Raw genomic sequence first — 21,428 nt, 5'->3', positions numbered from 1 at the left:
CACCCTCACATCCGGAAGACGCCGAAGCCGGGCTCGCCCAGCGGCGCGTTGGCACACGCGGTCAGGGCCAGCCCGAGGACCTGGCGAGTGTCGAGCGGGTCGATCACGCCGTCGTCCCAGAGCCGGGCGGTGGCGTAGTAGGCGTTGCCCTGCTGCTCGTACTGGGCGCGGATCGGGTCCTTGAACGCCTCCTCGTCGGCGGCCGGCCAGTCGTCGCCGAGCTGGTCCCGCTTGACGGTGGCCAGCACCGAGGCGGCCTGCTCGCCGCCCATCACGGAGATCTTCGCGTTGGGCCACATCCACAGGAAGCGGGGGGAGTAGGCCCGGCCGCACATCGAGTAGTTGCCCGCGCCGTACGAGCCGCCAACCACCACGGTCAGCTTCGGCACGCGGGTGGTGGCGACGGCCGTGACCATCTTCGCGCCGTGCTTGGCGATGCCGCCCGCCTCGTAGTCGCGGCCGACCATGAAGCCGGAGATGTTCTGCAGGAAGACGAGCGGGATGCCGCGCTGGTCGCACAGCTCGATGAAATGGGCCCCCTTCTGCGCGGACTCCGAGAAGAGGATGCCGTTGTTGGCGACGATCCCGACCGGGTGGCCGTACAGGTGCGCGAAGCCGGTGACCAGCGTCTGGCCGTACTCCGCCTTGAACTCGGCGAACCGCGATCCGTCCACCAGCCGGGCGATCACCTCGCGCACGTCGTACGGCGTCCGGGGATCGACCGGTACCGCGCCGTACAGGCCGGCCGGATCGGCCTTCGGTTCCTCCGCGGGCCGGACGGTCCAGGGCAGCGGGCCGCGGGCGGGCAGGGTGGAGACGATGGTGCGGACGATCCGCAGGGCGTGCGCGTCGTCCTCCGCGAGGTGGTCGGTGACCCCGGAGATCCGGGAGTGCACCTCGCCGCCGCCCAGTTCCTCGGCCGTCACGACCTCGCCGGTCGCCGCCTTCACCAGTGGCGGACCGCCGAGGAAGATGGTGCCCTGGCCGCGCACGATCACGGCCTCGTCGCTCATCGCCGGGACGTACGCCCCGCCCGCCGTGCAGGAACCCAGCACCGCCGCGATCTGCGGGACGCCGGCCGCGGACATCCGGGCCTGGTTGAAGAAGATCCGCCCGAAGTGGTCCCGGTCCGGGAACACCTCGTCCTGCATCGGCAGGAACGCCCCGCCCGAGTCCACGAGATACAGGCAGGGGAGACGGTTCTCCAGCGCCACCTCCTGGGCCCGCAGGTGCTTCTTCACCGTCATCGGGTAATACGTGCCGCCCTTGACCGTGGCGTCGTTGGCGACGATCACGCACTCCCGGCCGGAGACCCGGCCGATCCCGGCGATCACCCCGGCCGCCGGGGCCGCGCCGCCGTACAGCCCCTCGGCGGCCAGCGGCGCCAGCTCCAGGAAGGGAGAGCCCGGGTCCAGCAGGGCGTCCACCCGCTCCCGCGGCAGCAGCTTGCCCCGTGCCACGTGCCGGGCACGGGCCTTCTCACCCCCGCCCAGCCGGACGGACGCGAGCCGCGCCCGCAACTCGTCGGTGAGTGCGAGATGCGCCGCCTCGTTGGCCCGCCAGGCCTCGGAGGCGGGATCGGCCGCGCTCGTCAGCACCGGTGCCTGCTGCATCGTGTCGAGCCCCCTTGCCCCGCCGCCGGTGACCGGAGATCACCGGGGATCGGTCGTCGAGCCTGGTTAATGAGCGTTAACGCACTTCAGGTTAACGAGCGCTAACGGCCCTGTCTAGAATGAATCCTCATGAGCACCCATGCCACGGCCCGCGTCGCCGCACCCGCCCGCCGGGAGCAGATCCTCCGGGAGGCCGCACGCCTCTTCGCCGAGCGCGGGTTCCACGGCGTCGGCGTGGACGAGATAGGGGCAGCGGTCGGCATCAGCGGCCCCGGGCTCTACCGGCACTTCCCCGGCAAGGACGCGATGCTCGCCGAACTGCTGGTGGGCATCAGCGAGCGGCTGCTGGAGGGCGGACGGCTCCGCGTGTCGCGGACCGGGGACGGAGCCGGCGGCTCGCCGGAAGCGGTGCTGGACGCCCTGATCGAGGGCCACATCGACTTCGCCCTCGACGACCGGCCGCTGATCACTCTGCACGACCGCGAGCTGGACCGGCTGCGCGAGGACGACCGCAAGCGGGTGCGCCGGCTCCAGCGCCAGTACGTCGAGGTCTGGGTCGGTGTGGTGCGCGCCCGCTACCCGGCGCTCACCGAGGCCGAGGCCCGCGTCACCGTGCACGCCGTCTTCGGCCTGCTCAACTCCACCCCCCGCCTCACCCGCCCCGAGGCGCTCCCGGACCGCGCGTCGACCGCGGCCCTGCTGCACCGGCTGGCCCGCGGGGCCTTCGCGGCGGCGGCAGAGCCCCGGTAACCGCCCGCCCCAAAGCCGTACGCGCCATAGCCCCGGCGCCGCGCCCCCGTTCCCGCCCTCCATGTGACCGCCTCCCGTGTCCACGGCCCGGCCCGCGCCGCGGTACGCGTGCACCCGGCCCCTCCACGCAAGCCCCGGCCTCCGCGCACACCCCCGGTCCACCGTGCAAGACGACGGGCCCGGCGGGCGGCCCGGACGGCACAATGGGTGGCATGCCGATACCGAGCCGTGCCGCACTCGTCGACCATCTCGTCCGTACGCGCATCGCGGGCGACGTGGCCACCCCCCGGGACAACAACCTCGCCCACTACCGCAGCCTTGCCAACGGCGACCGGCACTACTGGCTCGGGCTGGAGCTCGGCGACCGGTGGACCGACGAGCAGGACGTCCTCGCGGTCATGGCCGAGAGATGCGGCGTCAACGACGACCCCGGCCACCGGCACGGCCAGGACACCATCGACCCCGAGCTGACCGTCGACGCCCTCGACCGGATGGCCGACCGGCTGCGCAAGGCGGCCGAGGGCGCCCAGCGGGTCCTGTTCGCCACCGGCCACCCCGGCGGTCTGCTCGACGTGCACCGCAAGACGGCCGACGCGCTGCGCCGGGCGGGCTGCGAGATCGTCCGCATCCCGGGCGGTCTCACCGCCGACGAGGGCCTGGTGCTCCAGTTCGCCGACGTGGCCATGCTGGAACGCGGCGCGACGCTCTGGCACACCCACTCGCCCGCGCCGATGGCCGCGATCCTGGACGGCCTGGAACGCGAAGGCAGTCCCCAGCCCGACCTGGTCCTCGCCGACCACGGCTGGGCGGGCTGCGCCGGACAGCGGGGCCTCGACTCCATCGGGTACGCCGACTGCAACGACCCCGCCCTGTTCCTCGGCGAGGCCGAGGGCACCCTCCAGGTCACCGTCCCGCTGGACGACCACGTCCTCGACCCGCGGTTCTACGACCCGATGACGGACTACCTGCTGAACGCGGCGGGACTGCTGTAGAGGGCGGTTGCGCCCGGCTCCCGGCCGTGCGGGGCGGCTCGGGACGATGGTGCCGGGGTCTTCCGGCCGGTACGGCGTTCCCTCTTGACCCTGACCCGCGGGTCAGGGGTTAGTTTCCGGGCTCCTCCGGCCGTACCGTGTCCCGGCGCGTCGGCCACCGTCTCCACCCCAGGAGCCCCGCATGCCCGCAGCGCCCGACCCGTCCGGCCCGCCCGGACCGCCCGCAAGCCTTGCCGCTCCCGGCCTGCCCCGCACCTCCCGCGAGATTCGCCTCGCCGCGACGCCCGAGGGGCTGCCCGAGGCCCGGCACCTCACCGTCGTGGAGACCCCGCTCCCGCAGCCCGGACCGGGACAACTGCTCGTCCGCAACAGCCACTTCGCCCTCTTCGCGGGGCTCCGTACGCTGATGGGCGCGGAGAACGACGGGGTGCCGCTGCCCCCGCTGCGGGCCGGCGACACCGTCATCGGGCCCGCCGTCGGGGAGGTCGTCGCCGCGCCCGCCGGAAGCCGGTTGCGACCCGGCGACCCGGTGACCCATCTGCTCGGCTGGCGGGAGTACGCCGTTCTGCCCGCCGGTGACGCCGCCGCCCTCGGGGACGTACTGCCCGACCCGGTCGCCCACCTCGCCCAGGGCTCCTCGGCGTACGGGGCGCTGACCCGGCTCGCCGAGGTCCGGCCGGGCGACACGGTGCTGGTCACCGGCGCCGCGGGCGCGGTGGGCGTCCTCGCGGGCCAGATCGCCCGGCTGCTGGGGGCGGGCACGGTCATCGGTACCACCGGCTCGCCCGCGAAGGCCGAACGGCTGGTGGCCGAGCTCGGCTACGACGCCGTGGTGCTCCGCGGGCCGGAGGACTTCACCCGCCGCCTCGCCGAGGCCGCGCCCGACGGGATCGACGTCCTGCTGGACCTGGTCGGCGGCGAGCAGCTGACGGCGGCGGTCGCGGTCGCCCGCCCCGGTGCCCGGTTCGCCCTGGTCGGCGCGCTCTCCGGCCAGTTGGCGGCCGGCCGCGGCGGTGGCAGCGCCCCGGCGGAGATCGACACGTACCGGATGATCGTCAAGGGGCTGTCGGTGCGCGGTTACACGGGCGGCGACCACCCCGACGTCGGCGCGGAGTGGAACCGGCGGTTCGGCGCGTGGCTGCGTTCCGGCCGGATCACCTTCCCGTACACCGCCGTCGCGGGACTGGGCAACGCTCCGCGCGCGTTCGAGGAACTCCTGCGGGGGCGGCATTTCGGCGGTGCCGTGGTGGAAGTGTTCTCCTGACGGGCGCCGTGCCCGGCGGGCCGGGCAGGGGGTGGTGCGGGATGCGGATCGGGGACGCGGCGGCGTCGGCGGGGACGACGCCCCGCGCGTTGCGCTTCTACGAACAGCGCGGGCTGCTCGCCCCGCCCGCCCGCACCTCCTCCGGGCAACGGGAGTACGGGGCCGAGGACGTGGCGCGGGTCCGCCTCGTCCGGGAACTGCTGGCCTCCGGCCTCACCGTCGAGGACGTACGCGCCTGCGCCGATCGCCTCCACCTGCTGGCCTCGGGCGGCCCGGTCGTCTGTACCGCGACCGAGCCGGGCTCCCCGGGTGTCGTCGGGCAGCGGCTGGCCGCCCTGGACGCCGAGATCGCCCGCCTCACCGACCTCCGGCAGACCCTGGCCCGCAAGGTGGGCGCCCCGGCCGCCGGGCGGGCGGGTCCGGCGGGGGCGGAGCCCGCCACCGGAGAGACGTAGCGGACGTGTGAGCGGTGGACGGGGGCCGGTGCACGCGGGACGGGTTCAGCCGCCGTCCGGCGCGGGCCGCCGCTGTCCGCGCCCCGGCGTGGGGTCCAGGTAGACCCGCCGGACCGACGGGAAGCGCTCCCGCAGCCGGGCCTCGGCCTGCTCGCAGGCCCACTCGATCCGGTCGGCGCGGGCCAGGTCCCGGAAGTCGACCTTCGCGGCGATCAGGATCTCCGTCGGCCCCTGGATCAGCGTCGTCAGCTCCAGCACCTCGACGATCTCCGACACCGACAGCAGTTCCTCCCGCACCGAGGCCCGCATGGCGGGCGGCAGCGGCCGGCCGATCAGGAGCTGCGCGTTGGAACGGCCCAGCACCCAGGCCACGTACACCAGCAGTACGCCGATGAGGATCGACGCGATCCCGTCCCACACCCCGGAACCGGTCAACTGGCCGCCGAGCAGCCCGCCGGCCGCGAGGACCAGGCCGACCAGGGCCGCCGAGTCCTCCATCACGACCGCCTTGACCGCCGTGTCCGGGGTGTTGCGGAGGTAGTAGCCGGTCGACGCCTCCAGCCGGGCGGCCTCCCGACGCACCTGCTTGACGCCGGTGCGCAGCGAGTAGCCCTCCAGCAGGAAGGCCACGGCCAGCACAATGTACGAGACCAGGGGGTCGCCCAGTTCCTCGCCCCGGACCAGCGTGTGGATCCCGTCGTAGAGGGAGAAGACCGCGCCGCCGACGAACGTCGCGACCGAGGCCAGCATCGCCCAGATGTACCGCTCGGGGCCGTAGCCCAGCGGGTGCTCCTCGTCGGCGGGCTTGTCGCTCCGCTTCAGGGCGGTCAGCAGCATGACCTCGGTGACGGTGTCGGCCACCGAGTGGGCGGCCTCCGAGAGCATCGCACTGGACCCGCTGACGAGGCCCGCGACGGCCTTCGCCACGGCGATGCCCAGGTTGGCGAGTGCCGCGACGATGACGGTGAAGGTGGACTCCCCGCCGCCGCCGTCTCCCTTCTTCCGCTCCCGCCCGCCGTCCGGGTTCGCCGTGCTGTCCGTCTCGTCCGCTCCCATGAGGGGGAGTATGACCGACTTGCCCGGGAGTATGTCCGGACGGGGGCGACGGCGCGGCCGGGCGGTGCTCCGGGTGAGCCGCGGGTCCGGCGGGCGCCGGGCCAAGCGGCTCAGCGGCGGGCGCGCGGGACCCTGACCAGTCCCTCCTGGATGACGGTGATCGCCAGGCGGCCGTCCTCGGTGTAGATCCGGGCCTGGCCGAGACCGCGCCCGCCGGAGGACGACGGCGACTCCTGGTCGTACAGCAGCCACTCGTCCGCCCGGAAGGGCCGGTGGAACCACATCGCGTGGTCCAGGCTCGCCCCGACCACGTCCCCCACCGACCAGCCGCCGCGCCCATGGGCCAGCAGCACCGAGTCCAGCAGCGTCATGTCGGAGACGTACGTGGCCATGCAGACGTGCAGCAGCGGATCGTCGGCGAGCTTGCCGCGGGTGCGGAACCACACCTGCGAACGCGGCTCGCGCGGCTCGCCCGCGGTGGCGAACGGCGGCTTGTGCACATACCGGAGGTCGACCGCGGACCGCGCCTCGATCAGCCGGTCCACCATGGCGGGATCCGTGAACCGGTCCGCGTACCGGGGCAGCATCTCCTCCGCCGTCGGCAGAGTCAGCGGGTCCGGGGCGTCCGGCATGGGGGCCTGGTGCTCCAGCCCGTCCTCGTGCGTCTGGAACGACGCCGACAGGTGGAAGATCGGCTGCCCGTGCTGGACCGCGACCACCCGGCGGGTGGTGAAGGAGCCGCCGTCCCGGATGCGGTCGACCGTGTAGACGATCGGCGCGCCGGGGTCGCCCATCCGCAGGAAGTACGAATGGAGCGAGTGCGCGCCCCGGTCGCCGGGAACCGTACGGCCCGCGGCGACCAGTGCCTGCGCCGCGACCTGGCCGCCGAACACGCGGGGCACGACCGCGGAACGGCTGGTGCCCCGGAAGATGTCCTGCTCGATCTGCTCCAGGTCGAGCAGATCGAGCAGGGAATCGAGTGCTTCGCTCATGGGAAGAACGTAGCCGTCCTCACAGGCCCATGGACTTGGCGATGATGGATTTCATGACCTCGCTGGTGCCGCCGTAGATGCGGTTCACGCGGTTGTCGGCGTACAGGCGGGCGATCGGGTACTCGTTCATGTAGCCGTAACCGCCGTGCAGCTGGAGGCACTTGTCGATCACGCGGTGGGCGACCTCGGTGCAGAAGAGCTTCACCGACGCGGCGTCGGCGGCGGTCAGCTCACCGGCGTCGTGCGCCTCGATCGCGCGGTCGACCACGGCCTCGGCGGCGTCCACCTCCGCCTTGCAGGCGGCCAGTTCGAACTTGGTGTTCTGGAAGGACGCGACCGTCTTGCCGAAGACCGTACGGTCCTGGGTGTACTGCTGGGCGAACCGGACCGCGGCGGCGGCCTGGGCGTACGCGCCGACCGCGATGCCGAGACGTTCCTGCGGGAGGTTCTGGCCGAGGTAGGAGAAGCCCTTGTTCTCCTCGCCGAGCAGGTCCTCGACGGGCACCTTGACGTCCACGAAGGACAGTTCGGCGGTGTCGGAGGTGCGCAGGCCGAGCTTGTCGAGCTTGCGGCCGACGGAGTACCCCTCGGCCTTGGTGTCGACGACGAGCAGCGAGATGCCGTGCCGGCGGTCGTCCGGCTTGGGGGCGTCCGTGCGGGCGCAGACGATCACGCGGTCGGCGTGCACGCCACCGGTGATGAACGTCTTCGAGCCGTTCAGCACGTAGTGGGTGCCGTCCTCGGACAGCTTCGCGGTGGTCTTCATCCCCGCCAGGTCGGAACCGGTGCCGGGCTCCGTCATGGCGATGGCGTACATCGTCTTGCCGGAGACGAAGTCCGGCAGCCAGCGCTTCTTCTGCTCCTGGGTGGCGTACGCCTTGAGATACGGGAGGCAGAGCAGCACGTGCACGCCGGAGCCGCCGAACGAGACGGCCGCGCGCGCGGTCTCCTCATAGACGATGGCCTCGAACTTGAAGGACTCCTCGCCGGCGCCGCCGAACTCCTCGGGCACCTCGATGCCGAAGATCCCCAGCTCCGCGAGCTTGTAGTAGAAGTCGCGGGGCACCTGGCCGGCCGCGAACCACTCGTCGTAGACGGGACTGACCTCTGCCGCGATGAAGGCGCGGATGGTCTCCCGGAACGCCTCGTGGTCCTCGTTGAATACCGTACGGCGCACGGGGTGCCTCCTTGATCGGCTTCGGCTCCGGCCACGCCCGGAGTTCCGGGCGGGCACCGGGCATGTCTAAGCGCTTGCTCAGTCTCCTTGTTCGAAGTTACCCGTCGGTCATGGAGCTGTCCAGGGTGATGCGGGGCACGTTGGGATGCGGAGCCGGGAGTACTCGGGGCGACCGCCCCGTTCAGCCCCGGACGATCATGCGCGTCACGGTGGCACGGGCGGTGGAAAGCTCGGTGGAGACGGCGGCCAGCCGCTCGTCGGTGGGGTTCAGGACGGCCCCGGTCGGGGGCACGGCCAGCAGGCAGGCGCGGCGCAGGTGCGTCGGCGGGTGGCTGGAGTCCACGCTGTGACCGCGCAGGGCGCCCACCCGGCGAAGGCGCTCGCGCTCCCGGTCGGGCACGGAGGCCATGTGCGCGGCCAGCCCCTCCCAGAGCTCGTCGGCGTTCGTGTCGCGGCCGGCGGCCCGGCTCCCCTTCGTGCGGACGGCGTTCACCTCGCGCCTCAGCCACCCCTCGCCGGACTCCCACACCAGCAGCTTGTCCATCAGGGCGACGGCGGACGCGGTGGAGCCGACCCGTGCGGCTAAGGTGTCCGCGAGGTACTCGGCCCGCTGGGCGGAGCGCAGCGTCAGCCGGTCGAGCAGTGCCAGCAGGCCGTTGACCACGAGGCGGGGCGGCAGGTACAGGAGGTTGAGCAGCCAGTCCATGAGCGTCTGCGGCCGGGACTGGGCCGCCACCAGGTAGCGCCAGGTGTCCAGTGACCTCAGGGCGTTCGAGACGACGAGCCCGTGGCGGAGGTCGCCGTTGGCGAAGTGGCCGAGTTCGTGTCCGAGCAGTGCGATCCGTTCCTGCGGGGTAAGGCTCTCCCAGGCCCCGAGCCCCAAGGACAGCACGCGGTGGCGGCGGATTCCGTAGGTGGACACCGAGGCGTTGAAGTCGCCGTCGACCACGACGGCCCTCACCCCCGTCGTGCCGGTCAGCGCCGCCACCTCGTCGACCAGCGCGAACAGTTCCGGCGCGTCCGCGCGGCGCAGCACGGGCAGGTCCTCGGGCAGCCGGGCCATCCTCGGCCGCAGGACCCACGCCAGGAGCAGCAGGACCACCCCCAGGACGCAGAAGGCGACACCGCCGGCGACCGTGATCAGCAGCAGTCCGCCGAGCGCGACGGCGGCGGTGAACCCGTGGACGGCCAGCGCGAGAACGAGCGCGAACACACCCGCGGGATCGCGGTGCGGCGCGAGGCTCCCGCCCGCCGCCACCTCGGCGTACAGCTTCTCGCCGTACGACTTCGCGAGCCTCCGCCGGAACGCCTCCATGCGCCCCGGCGCTTCGTCCGGCTTTCCCGGATCGACGTTCCAGTCGCATGCTTCGCACCACGTCACGAACCGTGTGTCCGCGCGCACTTCGGCGCCGCACTCCGGACACGGACGGACGTCAATTTCCCTCACGTCACCCATGGGCAACCCCACCCCCTCGATGAAGGCCCCTCCCCGGGGGCCGCATGCCCGCCGGGCACCCGGCCGCGGCGGCGTCGCAGCGTACCGGGCGGGGACAGGGGTGCGGCGGCCGGGGCGGGGCGCCCTCGGGGGCGGCTGGGTCCGGCGGGGCGTGCTCAAGCTCTGAGCGGGTCGCGCGTGCGGGGAGCGGCCGTTCGGCCTGCGGCCGGGCGGCACTTCGGCTGCGGCGGGCCGGGCGCGGGCACTTCGGTGTGCGACCGGGGCACGGTGCCGGCGGAGTGCGGCCGGGCGCGGGACCGGCGGCGTGCGGCCAGGGTGCGGGCCGGCGGTGTCATCGCTGTCCCAGCGCGAACCACAACTCCGTGCGTACGTCCATGTCGTCCAGGTCCGCCCGGAGCAACTCGGCGCAGCGGGCGACGCGCTGGCGGACGGTGTTGCGGTGGACGGCGAGGGCCGTCGCCGTGCGGTCCCAGTTTCCGTGCAGGGAGAGCCAGCAGCGCAGGGTCTCGGCCAGGGTGTCGGTCAACGGGGCGAGCAGTGCGCGGGCGTGCGCCTCGGCGGCCTCGCGGGGGACCAGTCCGGCGAGGCCGGGTTCGTCGCGGTGCCGGACCAGCGGTGCGCGGGTCGCCTGGGCGCGGGTGAGGGCGTGGGCGGCGAGAGCGTCCGCGGTGGTCAGGTCGCCGGGGGCGGTGGGCGCGGAGGCGCCGAGCGTCCAGCCCGGCTGCGGGGCGAGCCGGTCGGGGCGGGTGAGCAGGACGCGTACGGGGCCACCGTCCGGACCGCCGGCGTCGACCAGCGGGGAGGCGAGGGCGGAGCCGAGAGCGTTGGCGTGCAGGGGGTCGGTGCCGGCGCCCCCCGTGCGGCGGGCGTGCACCACCGTCCACGGGCCGCCGTCCCCGAGGAGTGGTGCCACCGCTTCGGGGCCGGCCCCCAGCAGCAGGCGGACGAGCGCGGTCGAACGGTCGGCGGCGCCGGTCCCCTGGTGCGGCGCGGCCAGCAGGGAGAGGAGGACCACGGCCATCCCCGTCATGGTGTGGGCGCCGGGATCGCGTGCACCGGTGGCGAGCGCGAGGACGAGGCCCTGTCCGCCGCCGAGGGCGTACGCCGCCAGGCGCACTCCGTCGACCGTGTCCGTCGCCGACGCCGGGGCGCGGCGTTCCTGCGGGGGTTCTAGCGGGGCGACGACGCGTGCCAGCCGCAGCAGGGCGGCCGTCACGGCGGGTGTCTGCCGGGGGCCGGTGGCGTGCACCTCCGCGCCGGCTTTGGTCAGCAGCGCCGCCCTGCCCTCCAGATGGGTCGCCAACTGGTGCAGGACCGCCGGGACCGGGTCGGGGCGGGCGGCGGCCGTGGCGAGCGCCTGCTGCGCGCGGGTCACCCGGCGCAGTTCGAGGTGGCGGGCGTCGGCCATCAGCTTCCAGATCGCCCGGCCGGTCGCGGCGAACGTGGTGCCCGGCGGCACCTCCAGCAACGGCAGCCCCAGGCGCTCGCACGCGGCGACGAGTTCCGGCGGCACCGTCTCGTGCACCGGACGCAGCCCGAAGCCGAGCGCCGCCGCCCCGGCCTCCACCAGACGCGACACATAGGTCGCCGGGTCGGTGAGCAGGACACCCGCGCTGAGGACGAGCTCCCCGCCGAGCAGATACGGATACGGGTCCGCCATCTCCGTGACGTGCACCCACTGGAGCGACGCCTCGTCCGGGCCCGCGATCAGGCGCAGCCCCAATTCCTCCCGGGCGAGCAGAGCCTGGAGGGGCACGGGGGGCGTGGGAGGCCCCTCGGGGAGGGTGGGCATGGATGATCCGTCCATTTCGTACGGCAAGAGTGGATGAAACGTACACTTCAGCGTTGCTTATCGGCCACCTACGGTCTGGGGTGCGTGCCCCACACCGTCGTGCGGCAGCGTTCCGCCCGGGGGTCCCCGCCCCGCGGGCCGCACGATCTGTGCACGGACCGACCGGGAGACCAGCGATGAGGTCCGCGCCCCCGACGAACGGGGACGCGCCGCCGCCACCGCCGTTCCGGCCGACAGAGAGGAAGGGAAGCCCATGGCCGTCGACTACGCCGTGATCGTGGTCTATCTGGCCGGGATGCTCGCCATGGGCTGGTGGGGCATGCGCCGCGCCAAGTCCAAGAGCGAGTTCCTGGTGGCGGGACGCCGTCTCGGCCCCGCGATGTACTCCGGGACGATGGCGGCCATCGTCCTCGGCGGCGCCTCCACGATCGGTGGTGTCGGCCTCGGCTACCAGTACGGCCTCTCCGGCGCCTGGATGGTCATCACCATCGGCCTCGGGCTGCTGGCCCTGTCCGTCTTCTTCTCGGCGCGCATCGCCCGGCTGAAGGTCTACACGGTCTCCGAGATGCTCGACCTCCGCTACGGCGGCCGGGCCGGACTCATCTCCGGCGTCGTGATGTGGGCCTACACCCTCATGCTGGCGGTGACCTCGACCATCGCGTACGCCACCATCTTCGACGTCCTCTTCGATGTGAACCGGACCGTGGCGATCATCCTCGGCGGTGCCATCGTCGTGGCCTACTCGACGCTCGGCGGCATGTGGTCGATCACGATCACCGACATGGTGCAGTTCGTGGTGAAGACCATCGGCGTCCTGCTGCTCCTGCTGCCGATCGCGGTCGTGAAGGCCGGCGGCTTCAGCGAGATGAAGGCGAAGCTCCCCACCGAGTACTTCGACCCGCTCGGCATCGGCGGCGAGACGATCTTCACCTACGTGCTCATCTACACCTTCGGCATGCTCATCGGCCAGGACATCTGGCAGCGGGTGTTCACCGCGCGCAGCGACCGCACGGCCCGCTGGGGCGGCACCGTCGCCGGCACGTACTGCCTGGTCTACGCGATCGCCGGAGCCGTCATCGGCACCGCCGCCAAGGTGCTGTACCCGAATCTGCCGAGCGCCGACGCCGCGTTCGCCACCATCGTCAAGGACGAGCTTCCGGTCGGTGTGCGCGGGCTGGTCCTGGCCGCCGCGCTCGCCGCCGTGATGTCCACCTCCTCCGGCGCGCTGATCGCCTGCGCCACCGTGGCCAACAACGACATCTGGTCCCGGCTGCGGGGCGTGGCCGGGAAGGGCGACGGCGAGGGACACGACGAGGTGAAGGGCAACCGGATCTTCATCCTGATCATGGGCATCGCCGTCGTCGTCATCGCCATCGCGCTCAACGACGTGGTGGAGGCCCTGACCGTGGCCTACAACCTGCTCGTCGCCGGCCTGCTCGTCCCGATCCTCGGCGGACTGCTGTGGCGCCGGGGCACGGCGACCGGCGCGCTGGCCGCCGTCGGCGTCGGCGGGATCTCGGTCGTCGTCCTGATGGCCGTCTACGGCATCCTTGCCAACGAGCCCATCTACTACGGGCTGCTCGCCTCCCTCGTGGTGTACGTGATCGTCTCGTTGGCCACCCGGCCGACCGACGCCAAGGTACTGGCCGCCTGGCGCGAACGGCTCGCCGGCCGCGCACCGGAGACCGACCAGCCGGAGGCACCCGTCCCCGCCTGACGCCGAGTCGGGACGACCGTGCGGCGGCCACGGCCATCGAGGCCGCCGTACGGCCCCGGCCCTGGTCCTGGGGCCCGCCATGGCCCCGGCCCCGACCATGGCCCCGGCCCCGACCACGGCCCGCCGGAGCATCCGCGTCACCTGCTGCACCCGCATCACCAGCTCCACCCGCCTCATCCGTGACATCCGCACCACTCGCTCCACCCGTGACACCCGCCCCACCCGCTCTGTCCGTGACATCCGCACCACCCGTTCCACCCGCATTTTTGGTACGACCAGAAAGAAGGCGCCCCCCATGAGCAGCAGCAACGAAACCCCGCGCGGTCCGGTCGACTCGTCCCGGGTGCCGCGCTACGCCGGGCCCGCGACGTTCGCGCGGCTGCCGCGGCTGGACGAGGTCGGCACCGCCGACGTCGCCGTGGTCGGCGTGCCCTTCGACACCGGCGTCTCCTACCGTCCCGGCGCCCGCTTCGGCGGCAACGCCATCCGCGAGGCGTCCCGCCTCCTGCGCCCGTACAACCCGGCGCAGGACGCCGCGCCGTTCGCCCTGGCGCAGGTCGCGGACGCCGGCGACATCGCCGCCAACCCGTTCAACATCAACGAGGCCGTGGAGACCATCGAGGCCGCCGCCGACGAACTCCTCTCCACCGGCGCCCGTCTGATGACCCTCGGCGGCGACCACACCATCGCCCTCCCGCTGCTGCGGTCCGTCGCCAAGAAGCACGGACCCGTCGCCCTGCTCCACTTCGACGCGCACCTGGACACCTGGGACACCTACTTCGGCGCCGAGTACACCCACGGCACGCCGTTCCGCCGGGCCGTCGAAGAGGGCATCCTCGACACCTCCGCCCTCTCCCACGTCGGCACCCGCGGCCCGCTCTACGGCAAGCAGGACCTCACCGACGACGCCAAGCTCGGCTTCGGCATCGTCACCTCCGCCGACGTGATGCGCCGCGGCGTCGACGAGATCACCGACCAGCTCCGCCAACGCATCGGTGACCGCCCGCTGTACATCTCCATCGACATCGACGTCCTCGACCCGGCACACGCGCCCGGCACCGGCACCCCCGAGGCCGGCGGCCTGACCTCCCGCGAACTTCTGGAGATCGTGCGCGGCCTGTCCTCCTGCCACCTCGTCTCCGCCGACCTCGTGGAGGTCGCCCCGGCGTACGATCACGCGGAGATCACGTCCGTCGCGGCCTCCCACACCGCGTACGAACTGACGACCATCATGTCCCGGCAGATCGCGGAGGCGCGGAAGCAGTGAGCCACGACCACGACGACCGCCCCGGCCTCACCCCGGCCCAGGCCGAGGCGGCGCTGAACCCGCCCGCCGGCCGCAACGGCGGTGACCTCGTCACCGAGACCCTCCAGGGACTCGGCGCCACCACCGTCTTCGGCCTTCCCGGCCAGCACGCCCTCGGCATGTTCGACGCACTGCGCCGCTCCTCCCTCTCGTACGTCGGACTCCGCGTCGAGAACAACGCCGGCTTCGCCGCCGACGCCTACGGCCGCATCACCGGCGAGGTGGCACCGCTCCTCCTGTCCACCGGTCCCGGCGCGCTCACCTCGCTCGCCGCCCTCCAGGAGTCCGCGGCCGCCTCCGCGCCCGTGCTGGCGATCTCCAGCCAGATCCCCGTCGCCGGACTCGGCGGCGGACGCCACGGCTACCTGCATGAACTGCGCGACCAGAAGGCCTCCTTCCGTGACGTCGTGAAGTCGGTCCACACGGTGCGGACCGCCTCGCAGATCCCCTCGGCCATCGCCGCCGCCTGGGAATCCGCGCTGACCGCGCCGCACGGCCCCGTCTGGGTGGAGATCCCGCAGGACGTGCTCCTCGCGGAGACGACGCTGCCCGTCGTCAGCGCGATGGACGCCTCCCCGCGCGAGCTCTACCCGCGCCCGGAGCTGATCGTCGCCGCCGCCGACCTTCTCTCCCGTGCGGAGCGGCCCGCGATCATCGCCGGCGGAGGAGTCGTGCGCTCCGACGCGAGCGGCAAGCTGCTCGCGCTCGCCGAGAAGCTCGACGCGCCCGTGGTCACCACCTTCGGCGGCAAGGGCGCCTTCCCCTGGGAACACCCGCTGTCGCTCCGGTCCTGGCTGGAGGACCGATACACCACGGAGCTGCTGGAAGACGCCGACGTACTGCTGGTCGTCGGCTCGGGCCTCGGCGAACTGTCGTCGAACTACCACACCTTCCGCCCCCGCGGCCGGGTCATCCAGATCGAGGCCGACGCCGGGAAGCTGGAGTCCAACCACCCCGCACTCGGCATCCACTCCGATGCCCGGGAGGCCCTGGCCGACCTCCTGGAGGCCGTCGGGGAACGCGAGGACCCCACAGCCGCCGAGCGGGTGCGCACCCTGCTGGAGAAGGTGCGCGCCCGGATCGACGGTCAGGACCTCACGCTGGAGCAGGACGTCCTCGCCTCCGTCCGCGAAGCCCTCCCGGACGAGGCGCCCAGCTTCTGGGACATGACGATCCTGGCCTACTGGGCCTGGTCCGCCTTCGACGCCCGGCAGCCCAACACCATGCACTCCGGGCAGGGCGCCGGCGGTCTCGGCTACGCCTTCCCGGCGGCGCTCGGAGCCGCCGCCGCCGACCCGACGAAGCCGGTGCTCGCGGTCACCGGCGACGGCGGCGCGATGTACTCGATCGCCGAACTCGCCACCGCCCGCCAGTACGACCTCCCGGTCACCTGGCTGATCGTGGACGACGGCGGCTACGGCATCCTGCGCGAGTACATGACGGACGCCTTCGGCGAGGCCACCGGCACCGAACTGTCCCGCCCGGACTTCGTCGCCCTGGCCGAGTCCTTCGGCGTCCCGGCCGTCCGTACCTCGCCCGAGACCCTCGCCGCGGACCTCTCCAAGGCGCTGGCCGCGCCCGGACCCTCGGTCGTGGTGCTCCCGGCGCTGCTGAAGATGTTCGCGCCGACGCACCTCTGAGCTACCGGGGCCGGGACCGGTGCGGGGCCGGCCCCGCACCCGCACGCGGGCGGACGACCGCTCACGAGTGCCCCCGACGGTGCCCCGGACCCTCCCGACCGGTGGGAGGGTCCGGGGCACCGGCGTCTCCCGGCGCGCTCCGTGCCGCCGGACGGCGGAGCGGCTATCCGCGCTCCAGCAAGGTCTTGAGCGCGGCCAGATCGGCGGTGATCGCGTCCGTGTCGCGCTGGAACTCCGCGTCGGTCATCTCCGGCTGACGCCGCAGCGTGAAGACGACTTCCGCTCCCTCGCCGTCCGCGATCACCCGCACCGGGTTGTAGAAGGTCTGGCCGGATTCCAGCGTGACGTAGTGGTCCAGCACGCCCCACGCGTTCTCCGGCGCGAAGTCGACCACGACCCGCCCCATCGGTGACTGCGCGATCCACTTCCCGTCCACCTTTTCGATGGACCCGCTGAGCCCCGCCGCCCACTCGGGCAGGCGGGCCGGGTCCGACGCGTACTTGTACACCTCCTCCACGGAGCGGTCGATATGGGTGCTGATGTGGCGTGTGGCCGGCGCATTGCTCTCCATGAGGTCGAGCGTAGGAGACGGGAGTCAGCGCACACCCGTCTTTTCGGCTATCGCCTCCAGTTGGTCGAGCCGTCCTTGGAGGAATCCGGCCTGCTGGTCGTCGGTGAGGCTTCCGGGGAACGGATCTCCCTTGGTGGCCAGGGGCATCAGATCGGGCAGCGACCGCAGCAGCGTGTCGGCGGCCACCCTGTCCTTGCGCCGGGCCCAGCCGTAGCACTTGCCGAGCATCAGGAAGGGCTCCGCCATCACGTGCAGCGGCCTCCGGGAGGCGTTCCGACGCACGTCCTCGTCCCCGAACCGAGGGCCCCCGGGCACCCCGCCCAACCTCCGCAGCACCTCCAGCACCGCGTACACCTGACCGCTGCGGTACGCGTCCGACCTCGGCTTGTCGTCCGACATGAACCTGCCCCCCTCGCTTCACTTTCTGTTCCGTGGACTGATTACCCAGAGTGACATGGAGTGGAAACCCGGCCTACCCCCTCACCCTCTGTTTCATCCGAACGGGTGAGGGGGCCTAGGTCCTCGGTCCCGTAATTGTTGCGGCGGGATGAAATCCGCAGCCCAGGGCGTTGGAGCGGTGCGGCGGAGCAGGCCGTCCGCCGGCGAACACGGTGGAACGGCCACGCAGGGCGACGCACGCGATGTGCGACGACCGGGCGCGGCGACGCGGCACGGCGACACGCAGGGCGAACGGGAGGCACCGGTGCAGGGCGCGGAACAAGAGGGCGCGGGGCGGCAGGGCTGGGCGCGGAGACTGTCCGGGTACGCCTGGCGCTACCGGCGCAATGTGGTGCTGGCCCTCGGGTCCTCACTTGTGGGGATGGGCGTCACGGCGCTCATCCCGCTGATCACCAAAGTGATCATCGATGACGTCGTCACCGAGCACACCCGTTCCCTCGCCGTCTGGACCGGACTGCTGATAGGGGGAGCGGTCGTCGTCTACCTCGCGACGTTCGTCCGCCGCTACTACGGGGGCCGGCTCGCCCTCGACGTGCAGCACGACCTGCGTACCGAGATGTACTCGACGATCACGAAGCTGGACGGGCGGCGCCAGGACGAGCTGTCCACCGGCCAGGTCGTCGGACGCGCCACCAGCGACCTCCAGCTCATCCAGGGACTCCTGTTCATGCTCCCGATGACCATCGGGAACGTCCTGCTCTTCCTCGTCTCCCTGGTCGTCATGGCCTGGCTGTCGCCGCTGCTGACACTGGTCGCGGTGGCCGTAGCGCCCGCGCTCTGGTTCATCGCGCGCCGCTCCAGGACCCGGCTCTTCCCCGCCACCTGGTACGCGCAGAGCCAGGCCGCCGCCGTCGCCGGGGTGGTCGACGGCGCCGTGACCGGCGTCCGCGTCGTGAAGGGCTTCGGGCAGGAGGAGCAGGAGACCGGCAAGCTGCGGACGGTCGGCCGCCGGCTCTTCGCGGGGCGTCTGCGCACCGTCCGGCTGAACTCGCGCTACACCCCCGCGCTCCAGGCCGTTCCCGCCCTCGGGCAGGTCGCGATGCTGGCGCTCGGCGGCTGGCTGGCGACCCGCGGCGAGATCACGCTCGGTACGTTCGTCGCCTTCTCGACCTATCTGGCCCAGCTCGTCGGCCCGGTCCGGATGCTCGCCATGGTGCTGACCGTGGGCCAGCAGGCCAGGGCGGGCGTGGAGCGGGTACTGGAGCTGATCGACACCGAGCCCACCATGAGCGACGGCACCAAGGACCTGCCCGCCGACGCCCCGGCCGGCATCGAGTTCGACGACGTGAGCTTCGGCTACGTCACCCGCACCGGAGCCACCCGTACCGGAACCGCCGCTGCCCCCACCGCCCCCGCGACCGCCCCCGCCGCCGGCGCCGAGCCCACCGGTACCGCGACCGGCACGCCCGGTGACGGCACCGCGGGCGCAGAGACCGCCGCCGAGCCCGAGCCCGCCCTGCGCCCCGTCCTCCAGGGCTTCTCGCTCACCATCGAGCCCGGCGAGACCGTCGCCCTCGTCGGCGCGTCCGGCAGCGGCAAGTCCACCGTCTCCCTCCTGGTGCCGCGCTTCTACGACGTGACGCACGGGGCCGTCCTGGTCGGCGGCCACGACGTGCGCGAGCTGACCCAGCGGTCGCTGCGGGCGGCCATCGGCCTCGTACCGGAGGACAGCTTCCTGTTCTCCGAGTCCATCCGCGACAACATCGCCTACGGGCATCCCGACGCCACCCAGGAGCAGATCGAGCGCGCCGCCCGCGCCGCGCAGGCCGACCGCTTCATCGCCGAGCTGCCGCTCGGCTACGACACCAAGGTCGGCGAGCACGGGCTGACGCTCTCCGGCGGTCAGCGCCAGCGCATCGCGCTCGCCCGGGCGATCCTCACCGACCCCCGGCTGCTCGTCCTGGACGACGCCACCTCCGCCGTGGACGCCCGGGTCGAGCACGAGATCCACGAGGCCCTCACGCACGTCATGGCGGGGCGCACCACGCTGCTGATCGCCCACCGGCGGTCCACGCTCGGCCTCGCCGACCGGATCGCGGTCCTCGACGACGGCCGGCTCTCCGACGTCGGCACCCACGAGGAGCTGGAGGCGCGTTCCGCCCTCTACCGCCGGCTGCTCACCGACCCCGACGAGCTCGGCGGCACCTCGCCCGGCCACCGTCCGCCGCCCGGCGGGGCGGTGCCCGAGGACGACCGGTCGGTCCAGGACGAGCTGGAGGCGGAGTTCGACGCCGAGCGCGGGATCACGCCCGAGCTGTGGATCCGCACCGAGGAGGAGCGCGACACCACGGCGGCCGGGATGCCCGCCACCCCGGAACTGCTCGCCCAGGTCGCCGCACTGCCGCCGGCCACCGACACACCCGCCGTGGACGAGGAGCGGGCGGTTCTGCCGGAGGACTCCTACGGCCTGCGGCGGCTGCTGCGCGGCTTCGGGCTGGTGCTGATGGTGAGCCTCGGACTGGTCGCCGTGGACGCGGGCATGGGCCTGCTGCTGCCGGTGCTGATCCGGCACGGCATCGACGAGGGCGTCACCCAGGTGTCGATCGGGGCGGTCTGGGCGGCCTCCGGGCTCGCCCTCCTCGTCGTGCTGGTCCAGTGGGCGGCGCAGATCGGCGAGACCCGGATGACGGGCCGCACCGGCGAGCGGGTCCTCTACTCGCTGCGGCTCAAGATCTTCGCCCAGCTCCAGCGCCTGGGCCTCGACTTCTACGAGCGCGAGCTCACCGGCAAGATCATGACCCGGATGACGACGGACGTGGACGCGCTGTCCACGTTCCTTCAGACCGGCCTGGTCACCGCGTTCGTCTCGGTCGTCACGTTCTTCGGGATCATGGCGGCGCTGCTCGTCCTCGACGTGCAGCTCGCCCTCGTCGTCTTCGCCACCCTGCCGGTGCTGATCGTCGGCACCGTCGTCTTCCGTCGCAAGAGCGTGCGGGCGTACGAGCTGGCGCGTGAGCGCATCAGCGCGGTCAACGGCGATCTCCAGGAGTCCGTCTCCGGGCTGCGGATCGTCCAGGCCTTCGGCCGGGAGCGCGACGGGGCGGCCCGGTTCGCGGCCCGCAGCGACCACTACCGCGAGGCGCGCGTCCGGGGCCAGTGGCTGATCTCGATCTACTTCCCCTTCGTCCAGTTGCTCTCCTCGGTCGCCGCCGCCGCGGTGATGATCGTCGGCGCCGGACGGGTCGACGACGGCACGCTCACCACCGGCGCGCTGGTCGCCTACCTGCTCTACATCGATCTGTTCTTCGCCCCCGTCCAGCAGCTCTCCCAGGTCTTCGACGGCTACCAGCAGGCCACCGTCTCCCTCGGCCGCATCCAGCAGTTGCTGCGCGAGCCCACCTCGACGGTCCCGGCCGAGCACCCCCGGGAGGTGACCTCGCTGCGCGGCGAGATCGCCTTCGAGAACGTCTCCTTCGCCTACGGGGACGAGGAGGAGGCCCTGTCCGGCGTCGACCTGCGCATTCCGGCGGGACAGACCGTGGCGTTCGTCGGCGAGACCGGAGCCGGCAAGTCCACGCTGGTGAAGCTCGTCGCGCGCTTCTACGATCCGACGTCCGGTCGGGTCACCGCCGACGGCGCCGACCTGCGGGACCTCGACATGACCGCGTACCGGCACCGCCTCGGCGTCGTCCCGCAGGAGGCCTACCTGTTCCCCGGCACGGTCCGGGACGCCATCGCCTACGGGCGGCCGGACGCGCCCGACGCCGACGTGGAGGCGGCGGCCCGCGCGGTCGGCGCGCACGACATGATCGCCACGCTGGACGGCGGCTACCTGCACGAGGTCGCCGAACGGGGCCGCAACCTCTCGGCCGGCCAGCGCCAGCTCATCGCGCTCGCCCGCGCCGAACTGGTCGGCCCCGACGTGCTGTTGCTCGACGAGGCGACCGCATCCCTCGACCTCGCCAGCGAGGCGCTGGTCAACCGGGCGACCGACCGGATCGCCGGCCGCCGCACCACGCTGGTGGTCGCCCACCGGCTGACCACGGCCGCCCGCGCCGACCGGGTCGTGGTGATGGACCACGGCCGGGTGGTGGAGGACGGTACGCACGCCGCGCTGCTGGCCAAGGACGGGCACTACGCCCGGCTGTGGCGCACCTTCATAGGCGAGGACGAACCGGCCGCCGTGCGCTGAGGACCGTGACCGCCGCGGCGGCGACGGCGGCGCTCCGGCGGGCCCTGCCCACCGGA

The 21,428-nt window shown here is 72.9% G+C and carries 16 protein-coding genes; 8 read left to right on the top strand and 8 right to left on the bottom strand.

The window, feature by feature from the left end:
- Positions 1 to 5 precede the first annotated feature (5 nt).
- Positions 6 to 1,613 carry a carboxyl transferase domain-containing protein gene (locus Q0994_RS01095; protein ID WP_299527658.1) on the bottom strand — a complete coding sequence of 536 codons (1,608 nt, stop codon included), beginning with the start codon at positions 1,611 to 1,613 and terminating at the stop codon, positions 6 to 8.
- Positions 1,614 to 1,742: 129 nt separating this feature from the next.
- Here Q0994_RS01095 and Q0994_RS01090 point away from each other — a divergent pair, with 129 nt between their 5' ends.
- From Q0994_RS01090 to Q0994_RS01075, 4 genes are all read left to right on the top strand, one after another.
- Positions 1,743 to 2,363: a TetR/AcrR family transcriptional regulator gene (locus Q0994_RS01090; RefSeq protein WP_299527656.1), complete on the top strand. Its 621-nt coding sequence runs from the start codon at positions 1,743 to 1,745 to the stop codon at positions 2,361 to 2,363.
- A 212-nt stretch (positions 2,364 to 2,575) separates the two neighbouring features.
- Entirely contained in the window at positions 2,576 to 3,355 is a 780-nt protein-coding gene (locus tag Q0994_RS01085) for a phosphatase (protein ID WP_299527654.1), read from the top strand.
- Positions 3,356 to 3,536: 181 nt separating this feature from the next.
- Positions 3,537 to 4,619 carry an NADP-dependent oxidoreductase gene (locus Q0994_RS01080; protein ID WP_299527652.1) on the top strand — a complete coding sequence of 361 codons (1,083 nt, stop codon included), beginning with the start codon at positions 3,537 to 3,539 and terminating at the stop codon, positions 4,617 to 4,619.
- A gap of 41 nt (positions 4,620 to 4,660) precedes the next feature.
- Positions 4,661 to 5,074, top strand: coding sequence for a MerR family transcriptional regulator (locus Q0994_RS01075; RefSeq protein ID WP_299527650.1), 414 nt, complete (start codon positions 4,661 to 4,663; stop codon positions 5,072 to 5,074).
- A 45-nt stretch (positions 5,075 to 5,119) separates the two neighbouring features.
- Here the strand turns inward: Q0994_RS01075 and Q0994_RS01070 are convergent, their stop codons facing one another.
- The 5 genes from Q0994_RS01070 to Q0994_RS01050 form a co-directional block, all read right to left on the bottom strand.
- Complete coding sequence (locus Q0994_RS01070; protein WP_299527648.1) at positions 5,120 to 6,130, bottom strand: cation diffusion facilitator family transporter; 1,011 nt, start codon at positions 6,128 to 6,130, stop codon at positions 5,120 to 5,122.
- Between the two features lie 110 nt (positions 6,131 to 6,240).
- Entirely contained in the window at positions 6,241 to 7,122 is an 882-nt protein-coding gene (locus Q0994_RS01065) for an acyl-CoA thioesterase II (RefSeq protein WP_299527646.1), read from the bottom strand.
- A gap of 19 nt (positions 7,123 to 7,141) precedes the next feature.
- The gene (locus Q0994_RS01060; RefSeq protein ID WP_299527644.1) at positions 7,142 to 8,299 is read right to left on the bottom strand and encodes an acyl-CoA dehydrogenase family protein; all 1,158 of its coding nucleotides are present in this window, start codon (positions 8,297 to 8,299) and stop codon (positions 7,142 to 7,144) included.
- A 181-nt stretch (positions 8,300 to 8,480) separates the two neighbouring features.
- Positions 8,481 to 9,680 (bottom strand): M48 family metallopeptidase, encoded by a 1,200-nt coding sequence (locus Q0994_RS01055; protein WP_299527642.1) that lies wholly within the window; start codon positions 9,678 to 9,680, stop codon positions 8,481 to 8,483.
- 406 nt (positions 9,681 to 10,086) lie between these two features.
- Entirely contained in the window at positions 10,087 to 11,547 is a 1,461-nt protein-coding gene (locus Q0994_RS01050) for a PucR family transcriptional regulator (protein ID WP_299527640.1), read from the bottom strand.
- A gap of 253 nt (positions 11,548 to 11,800) precedes the next feature.
- Between Q0994_RS01050 and Q0994_RS01045 the strand changes: the two genes are divergently transcribed.
- From Q0994_RS01045 to Q0994_RS01035, 3 genes are all read left to right on the top strand, one after another.
- The gene (locus tag Q0994_RS01045; RefSeq protein WP_299527638.1) at positions 11,801 to 13,264 is read left to right on the top strand and encodes a sodium:solute symporter; all 1,464 of its coding nucleotides are present in this window, start codon (positions 11,801 to 11,803) and stop codon (positions 13,262 to 13,264) included.
- Between the two features lie 295 nt (positions 13,265 to 13,559).
- On the top strand, positions 13,560 to 14,531 hold the full coding sequence (gene speB / locus Q0994_RS01040) for an agmatinase (RefSeq protein ID WP_299527636.1): 972 nt from the start codon (positions 13,560 to 13,562) through the stop codon (positions 14,529 to 14,531).
- Entirely contained in the window at positions 14,528 to 16,210 is a 1,683-nt protein-coding gene (locus Q0994_RS01035; protein ID WP_299527634.1) for a thiamine pyrophosphate-binding protein, read from the top strand. Before speB ends, Q0994_RS01035 begins: the two co-directional genes overlap by 4 nt.
- Before the next feature lie 163 nt (positions 16,211 to 16,373).
- On the opposite strand, the gene Q0994_RS01030 is transcribed toward Q0994_RS01035, so the two are convergent.
- Positions 16,374 to 16,781, bottom strand: a complete 408-nt coding sequence (locus tag Q0994_RS01030) for an SRPBCC family protein (RefSeq protein WP_299527632.1) — start codon at positions 16,779 to 16,781, stop codon at positions 16,374 to 16,376.
- A gap of 24 nt (positions 16,782 to 16,805) precedes the next feature.
- Entirely contained in the window at positions 16,806 to 17,180 is a 375-nt protein-coding gene (locus Q0994_RS01025) for a hypothetical protein (protein ID WP_299527630.1), read from the bottom strand.
- Positions 17,181 to 17,484: 304 nt separating this feature from the next.
- Here Q0994_RS01025 and Q0994_RS01020 point away from each other — a divergent pair, with 304 nt between their 5' ends.
- Positions 17,485 to 21,372, top strand: a complete 3,888-nt coding sequence (locus tag Q0994_RS01020) for an ABC transporter ATP-binding protein (RefSeq protein ID WP_299528123.1) — start codon at positions 17,485 to 17,487, stop codon at positions 21,370 to 21,372.
- Positions 21,373 to 21,428: the final 56 nt, after the last annotated feature.

The organism is uncultured Streptomyces sp., from assembly GCF_947488945.1.
Classification (GTDB): domain Bacteria; phylum Actinomycetota; class Actinomycetes; order Streptomycetales; family Streptomycetaceae; genus Streptomyces.
This window is presented reverse-complemented; position numbering and strand designations above follow the sequence as displayed.

Excerpts from the sequence above, each read along its gene's own strand:
- Q0994_RS01070 (WP_299527648.1), bottom strand. The coding sequence starts at position 6,130 with ATGGGAGCGGACGAGACGGACAGCACGGCGAACCCGGACGGCGGGCGG.
- speB (WP_299527636.1), top strand. The coding sequence starts at position 13,560 with ATGAGCAGCAGCAACGAAACCCCGCGCGGTCCGGTCGACTCGTCCCGG.
- Q0994_RS01065 (WP_299527646.1), bottom strand. The coding sequence starts at position 7,122 with ATGAGCGAAGCACTCGATTCCCTGCTCGATCTGCTCGACCTGGAGCAG.
- Q0994_RS01085 (WP_299527654.1), top strand. The coding sequence starts at position 2,576 with ATGCCGATACCGAGCCGTGCCGCACTCGTCGACCATCTCGTCCGTACG.
- Q0994_RS01075 (WP_299527650.1), top strand. The coding sequence starts at position 4,661 with ATGCGGATCGGGGACGCGGCGGCGTCGGCGGGGACGACGCCCCGCGCG.
- Q0994_RS01045 (WP_299527638.1), top strand. The coding sequence starts at position 11,801 with ATGGCCGTCGACTACGCCGTGATCGTGGTCTATCTGGCCGGGATGCTC.
- Q0994_RS01080 (WP_299527652.1), top strand. The coding sequence starts at position 3,537 with ATGCCCGCAGCGCCCGACCCGTCCGGCCCGCCCGGACCGCCCGCAAGC.
- Q0994_RS01025 (WP_299527630.1), bottom strand. The coding sequence starts at position 17,180 with ATGTCGGACGACAAGCCGAGGTCGGACGCGTACCGCAGCGGTCAGGTG.
- Q0994_RS01095 (WP_299527658.1), bottom strand. The coding sequence starts at position 1,613 with ATGCAGCAGGCACCGGTGCTGACGAGCGCGGCCGATCCCGCCTCCGAG.
- Q0994_RS01030 (WP_299527632.1), bottom strand. The coding sequence starts at position 16,781 with ATGGAGAGCAATGCGCCGGCCACACGCCACATCAGCACCCATATCGAC.
- Q0994_RS01050 (WP_299527640.1), bottom strand. The coding sequence starts at position 11,547 with ATGCCCACCCTCCCCGAGGGGCCTCCCACGCCCCCCGTGCCCCTCCAG.
- Q0994_RS01090 (WP_299527656.1), top strand. The coding sequence starts at position 1,743 with ATGAGCACCCATGCCACGGCCCGCGTCGCCGCACCCGCCCGCCGGGAG.